This window comes from Dyella sp. (assembly GCF_035503745.1).
Lineage (GTDB): Bacteria > Pseudomonadota > Gammaproteobacteria > Xanthomonadales > Rhodanobacteraceae > Dyella_B.
This window is the reverse complement of record NZ_DATJTC010000034.1, coordinates 21548-28067: the sequence shown is the minus strand read 5'-3', so window position 1 is coordinate 28067 and position 6520 is coordinate 21548. Positions and strand designations below refer to the sequence as shown.

Genomic DNA, 6520 nt, shown 5'->3' with positions numbered 1-6520 from the left:
TTGCAAGCCCCCCTCAGCCGCGTCAGGCGGCGATCACGATCGGGCCGATCGTTTTTCATTGCCGCCATCATGCTTTCGCTGGGGCCTGATACAGAGAACCCCGTGTTTCGTAAAACACGGGGTTCGTCAGCAGTCTGAGCCGCCCGAGGGCGGCTTTTTACGATCGTGCGAGGGCCGGTCAGTTCTTGGTCGCGCCGGCTTCCGCGTCTTCGCGCAGCGCCAGGCGCTGGCCTACGCGGTCGATATTGGTCAACGACAGCAGATGGGCGTAGATCCAGGCCATCGTGCCGTCGGCGAGGAACTGTTGCGCGGTGGCCGCATCGAGCTTGCGCAGCTTTTCTTCGTTGACCACGTACAGGCCATTGAGGTTGATGGAGTTGCCGTTGCGTTCCAGGCGGATATTGCGCGCCTCGAGCAGATCGTGCTTGCGCAGATCTTCGACGAACTGCCGGGTACGGGCCACGTGCTGCTGGAATTCGCCGAGGAAGCTCACGGCGTTCTTGAGCAGGTCCGTTTCGCTGCCGTCGTCCTTGAACAGGCGCTCGCCTTCGGTCTGGTTGAAGCCTTCGTAGCCTTCGTCCAGGAACACGGTGAAGTCGTCGCCTTCCGCGCCCGGCGGCTTCTCGGCCAGCACGAACGGATAGCGGCGCACGAAGGCCGGAACATACACGCCCTGCGCCCACTGGCCCTGGTCGTCCAGGAACAGGTTTTCGTTCTGGCGCAGGCCCAGCAGTGCCATTGGGCCGGCGCTTTCCAGATCATTGCCCGCGAACAGGATCGGCAGGTCGCGCGCCGCGATCGGGAATTCGGTACAGGTGAGCGGCACCGAATGCGCGTTGTGCGCAAACTTCAGGTTCTGCAGCCCCTTGATGCGCAGATCCTTGTGGGTGGTGCGATTGAGCGGCACCGGGCGCTCGTAGAAAAGAACTTCAGCCACGTTAATTACCTCTGCCCCGCCGTGCCGGGGTCGCCACCCAGGCTCCCCCTCCCAAACCCGGCGTCGGGTCTACAGATGGACAATCACTATATCAGCGCCCGCAGCCCGGGGCGAATCGGACCGGCCGCACGTTTTTTATGGACTTGGAAGCCGTTTTGCATGCGATTTGCAATGCATTTGGTCTATGCTCGGGCAAAACCGAGCACCATTGCATCGATGGGACGCTCTTTCGCTACTGGGTGAAGGACGAAACGCATGCTTATGGAAGTGCCAAACCGGGCCGATCTGAACGCGACCCGCGTGCTGTCACTGGATGCCGCCGGCCGTATCCTGGACTGGATCAGCTGGCAGGACGCGGTCTGTCTCTACGTCCGCGAGGCGGTGGCCTGGACCCTGGGCGCCCCCTGCCTTACCGTCCATGGCGGCCATAACCGCATCTTGGGCGCGCAAAGCCAGATCCACCTGCACCCCATCGTCGCCAGCACCGGCCATTGCCGCGATCACGCCATCGACCCGGCGCCGGCCCTCACCAACAGCGCGCTGTTCGGGCGCGACCGCTACCTGTGCATGTACTGCGGCGAGCGCTTCAGCCGCGGCGAACTGACCCGCGACCACGTGCTGCCGATTTCCAAGCGCGGCCGCGATGAGTGGGAGAACGTGGTCAGCGCCTGCCTGGCCTGCAACCTGCGCAAGGGCAACCGTACCCCGCAGGAAGCCAACATGCCCCTGCTGGCGGTGCCGTACCGGCCAAGCTGGGTGGAGCACCTGATCCTGTCCAACCGCAACATCCTGGCCGACCAGATGGAGTTTCTGGTCAGCCACCTGCCCCGGCACCGGCGCGAGGCCATGGTTTAGAGCCGTTGCGCGGCCCGAACTAGCGCCTGTTTACCCTAGGGCGGATGCTGACTGGGGAGCGACGCGTCCCCGGTTCTGCCCTTGCTCCGCCCTAACGCAGGGTTAACAATAGACGGATGATCGATCTGTCCCGCTACCCGTACCTGTCCCGGATTCAAAACCCGGCCGACCTCCGGGGCCTGCCGGACGCGCAACTGCGCACCGTCGCCGACGAACTGCGGCAATACCTGATCGAGGCAGTGGCCAGCTCCGGCGGCCATTTCGGGGCGGGCCTGGGGGTGGTGGAGCTGACCGTCGCCCTGCACCACGAGTTCGATACCCCGCACGATCGCCTGGTTTGGGACGTGGGCCACCAGTGCTATCCGCACAAGATCCTCACCGGCCGGCGCGACCGCATCACCACGATCAAGAAAAAAGGCGGCCTGGCGCCGTTCCCGCGCCGCGCGGAAAGCGAGTACGACACGTTCGGCGTCGGCCACTCCTCCACCTCGATCTCCGCCGCGCTAGGCATGGCGATCGCTGCCCAGCGCAAGGGCGACACGCGCCGCTTCGTGGCAGTCATCGGCGATGGCGCGATGACGGCGGGCATGGCGTTCGAAGCGCTCGATCACGCCGGCGACCTCAGCGCCAACCTGCTGGTGGTGCTGAACGACAACGGCATGTCGATCAGCGAAAACGTCGGCGGCCTGGCCAAGCGCCTGGAAAAGCACGACGAAAGCGTATCGGTGCCCAGCAGCATGTTCGAGGAGCTGGGCTTCGATTACAGCGGCCCCATCGACGGCCACGATCTGCCCGCCCTGCTTGCCGCCCTGCGCCAAGTCAAGCAGCGGCCGGGGCCGCAGCTGCTGCACGTGATCACCACCAAGGGCAAGGGCTACGCGCCGGCCGAACGGGCGCAGATCGAATACCACGCGGTGGGTCCGTTCGATCCCAGCGCCGGGGTGGTGAAGAAAACCGGCCCGGCCAAGCCGACCTACAGCGAGGTCTTCGGCGACTGGCTGTGCGACATGGCCGCCGCCGACGAACGCCTGCTCGCGATCACCCCCGCGATGCGCGAGGGCTCCGGCATGGTGCGTTTTTCGCAGGCCTGGCCCGAACGCTACATCGATGTCGCCATCGCCGAACAACACGCGGTGACACTTGCCGCCGGCATGGCGTGCGAAGGCGCCAAACCGGTGGTGGCGATCTATTCCACCTTCCTGCAGCGCGCCTACGACCAGGCCATCCATGACGTGGCACTGCAAAACCTGGACGTCACCTTCGCGATCGATCGCGCCGGCACGGTCGGACCCGATGGCGCCACCCACGCGGGCAGCTTCGACCTCACCTTCCTGCGCTGCCTGCCCAACATGCTAGTCATGGCGCCGGCCGACGAAAACGAATGCCGCAGCATGCTCAGCACGGGTTTTCGTCACCCCGGCCCCGCCGCGATCCGCTATCCGCGCGGCACCGGCCCCGGCGTGGCGGCCGGCACCACGCTGGACAGCCTGCCGATCGGCAAGGCGGATCTGCGCCGCCGCGGCCGTGGCCTGGCCATCCTCAGCTTCGGCGCGATACTTGCGCCGGCGGCTGAAATCGCCCGTGAAATCAACGCGACGCTGGCGAACATGCGCTTCGTCAAGCCGCTGGATGAAACCTTGATCCTGGAACTGGCGAAGGAACACCAGGCCTTCGTCACCATCGAGGACAACGCCATCGCAGGCGGCGCCGGCTCGGCCGTGGCCGAGTGCCTGGCCGCACATGGTGTAACCTTGCCGATCCTGCATCTGGGCCTGCCCGATGCGTATCTGGAACACGGCACCCGCGAAGAAGTGCTGAGCGAGGCGGGGCTGGATCTGCCGGGCATCCGCCAGGCGATACGAGCCCGCTTCCCGCAGCTGGTTTCGCTAAGTCAGGCGAGCGCCTGACTCGATGTGCAACACCCATCGCCAGCATGCACGGATCGCGCGCTGGCTCAATCGCCTTAGCTGCTTGATGGATGTTTGACGTGGCGTGCGGCGAACCCCGCTGCGGCGACACAACCGATCGAACGGGGTCGCCTCCATGCAAGCGCTTTACTGCAATTTTCATAAGGAACCGTTTGGCCCGTGACTGAGTTCATCGTCCGACTTACTCGATTCTGCCGGCGCTATGCCGTGCTCGTCGTGCTGTTCTTCTTCGCGCTGTCTGCCCTCAGCGTGTGGGAGGCCGCGCATCGGCTGAGCGTGGACACCGACACGGACAACCTGTTTGCCAGCACGCTGCCGTGGCGCCAGCACGCCATGGCGTTCGACCGCGAATTCCCGCAGTTCAACAATGTGCTGGTAGCCGTGGTGCGCGGCGATACGCCGGAAGAATCGGACGAAACCGCCGCCGCGCTCGCCAAGGCGATGGAGGCGGATAAAAAGCACTTCATCGACGTGACGCGCCCCGATGCCGACCCGTTCTTCCACAAGGAAGGCCTGCTGCTGCTCGATCCGGACGACCTGGCCAAGCTGCTCAATTCGCTGATGAGCGCGCAGCCGCTGCTGGGGCCGCTGGCGTCCGATCCGTCGGCGCGCGGATTATTGAACGGCGTATCGCTGATGGCCGCGGGCGTGCGCATCCAGCATGCCGATCTCACGCCGTACAAACCCGCGCTCGACCAGTTGCGCCAAGTGCTGGATAACGCCGCCGACGGCCATCCCACGCCGCTGTCCTGGCAAAACCTGCTCGGCTCGGACGTTACCCAGCAAGCGCAGAACGTGCGTTTCGTGCTGACCCATCCAGTGCTCGAAGAGGGCTCGCTGCAACCGGGCAAGGCCGCCACCCGCGCACTGGAACATATTCGCGACGGACTGCCGGATGTGAAAAGCGGCCGCGTGCACATCAACTACACAGGCTCGGTCGCGCTGGCGGACGTGCAGTTCGGCGCATTGACCAAGGGCATCGTCGCCAGCACGGTGGTGAGCCTGTTCCTGCTTGCGCTGTGGCTGTATCTGGCCATGCATTCGTTACGCCGCATCGTTCCGATCCTGCTGACCTTGCTGGCCGGCTTCGCACTGACCACCGGTTTCGCCGCGGTGGCGGTGGGTACCTTGAATGTCATCTCGGTGGCCTTCGCGGTGCTGTTCGTCGGCCTGGCGGTGGACTTTGGCATCCAGTTTGCCGTGCGCCTGCGCGAGATGCGCATGCTGCACGGCGAGATCGACGTGGCGCTGGCCGAAGGCGCGCGCGTATCGGGCGTGCAGATCGCCGTGGCGGCGGCGGCGACGGCATGCGGCTTCCTGGCCTTTTCGCCGACCAGCTTCGTCGGTGTCGCCGAACTTGGCACCATCGCCGGCGTGGGCATGGGCATCGCCCTGGTGTGCACATTGACCTTGCTGCCGGCGCTGCTCAGCCTGGCCAAACCGACGCGGCAAACCAAGGAGCTGGCGCTGCCGTTCGGTCCGGTGCTGGACGTGGGCTTGCACCGCCACGCCAAGGCGGTGCTGGCGGTGTTCGCGCTGCTGGGCATAGCGGGCCTGGTGGCAGGCGTCCGCATGCCGTTCGACGCCAATCCGCTCGATACGCAGGACCCCCATTCCGAGCCGATGCGCACGCTGCGCAGCCTGGCCGACAATCCGATCACCAATCCGTTCAACATCAACATCATGGTGCCCAACCTGGATACCGCGCGCACGCTCACCGACAAATTGTCGAAGCTGCCGGAAGTGTCCAGCGTGATCTCCGCGGCCACCTTCGTGCCGGCGCACCAGCAGGAGTCGCTGGACCAGCTCGACCAGGCGCAGGAGCTGATGCTACCGTCGCTGGCGGTGGAACCCTCCGCACCGCCGGTCACACCGGCCGCGCTGCGCGCCGCGATCCTGGACACGCACGAGGCGATCATGGACGCCAACGCCGAAATGCCGCCCGACTCGCCGCTGCGCGGCATCGACGCCGCGCTGCAGCGCCTGGCCAAGGCGCCCGACGACCGCCTGATGGGCATGAATGAAGCGATCAGCCGTTTCCTGCCGGCGCAGCTGCAAAGCCTGCGCGATGCGCTGAGCGCGCAGAGCGTGACGCTGGCGACGCTGCCCGAATCGATCAAGCGCGACTGGGTCAGCCCCAACGGCCAGGTGCGCATCCAGGTATCGCCGACCGTCAACGAACAGGACACGGCCGGCCTGCGCCACTTCGTGGAAGCGGTTCAGCACATCGCACCCGATGCGGGTGGCCCGGCGGTGACCACCATCGCCTCGGCCGACACCATCATGAATGCATTCAAGCAAGCCGCATCGCTGGCCATCGTCGCCATCGCCATTGTGCTGATGCTGGCCATCCGTCGCCTCAAAGACGTGGGCATCGTGCTGCTGACGCTAGGCATGTCCGCGCTGCTGACCGCGCTGCTCGCGCGCATGCTGGGCATGGCGATCAATTACGCCAACATCATTTCACTGCCGTTGCTGCTGGGCGTGGGCGTGTCCTTCAACGTGTATTTCGTGATGAACTGGCGCGCGGGCATGCGCCGCTTCGTCAGCTCCGCCTCCGCGCGCGCGGTGCTGTTCTCCGCGCTCACCACCGGCACCGCGTTCGGTTCGCTGGCGCTGTCGCACGATCTTGGCATGGCCAGCATGGGACGCATGCTGCTGGTCAGCCTGGTCGCCGTGCTGCTGGCAACGTTCGTGTTCCTGCCGGCGTTGCTTTACGCGATCAAGCCGCCGTCGAAGCTGGTCGGCACCGGGCACTGATGGCCGGGCATTGATGCCGCGCCCTTTCCGCCCGCATGGC

Annotated in this window: 4 protein-coding genes; 3 read left to right on the top strand and 1 reads right to left on the bottom strand. The window is 65.6% G+C overall.

What is annotated here, in order from left to right; all coding sequences use genetic code 11:
- Positions 1-178 precede the first annotated feature (178 nt).
- On the bottom strand, positions 179-937 hold the full coding sequence (locus VME63_RS13350; protein WP_325433852.1) for a SapC family protein: 759 nt from the start codon (positions 935-937) through the stop codon (positions 179-181).
- A gap of 255 nt (positions 938-1192) precedes the next feature.
- On the opposite strand from VME63_RS13350, the gene VME63_RS13345 reads away from it, so the two are divergent.
- From VME63_RS13345 to VME63_RS13335, 3 genes are all read left to right on the top strand, one after another.
- Positions 1193-1792 carry an HNH endonuclease gene (locus tag VME63_RS13345; RefSeq protein ID WP_325433851.1) on the top strand — a complete coding sequence of 200 codons (600 nt, stop codon included), beginning with the start codon at positions 1193-1195 and terminating at the stop codon, positions 1790-1792.
- A gap of 116 nt (positions 1793-1908) precedes the next feature.
- Positions 1909-3699, top strand: a complete 1791-nt coding sequence (gene dxs, locus VME63_RS13340) for a 1-deoxy-D-xylulose-5-phosphate synthase (protein WP_325433850.1) — start codon at positions 1909-1911, stop codon at positions 3697-3699.
- A 180-nt stretch (positions 3700-3879) separates the two neighbouring features.
- Positions 3880-6480, top strand: coding sequence for an MMPL family transporter (locus VME63_RS13335; RefSeq protein WP_325433849.1), 2601 nt, complete (start codon positions 3880-3882; stop codon positions 6478-6480).
- Positions 6481-6520 lie beyond the last annotated feature (40 nt).

Bases quoted from the DNA above. Each gene is read 5' to 3' on its own strand.
- VME63_RS13345 (WP_325433851.1), top strand. From the start codon at position 1,193: ATGCTTATGGAAGTGCCAAACCGGGCCGATCTGAACGCGACCCGCGTG.
- dxs (WP_325433850.1), top strand. From the start codon at position 1,909: ATGATCGATCTGTCCCGCTACCCGTACCTGTCCCGGATTCAAAACCCG.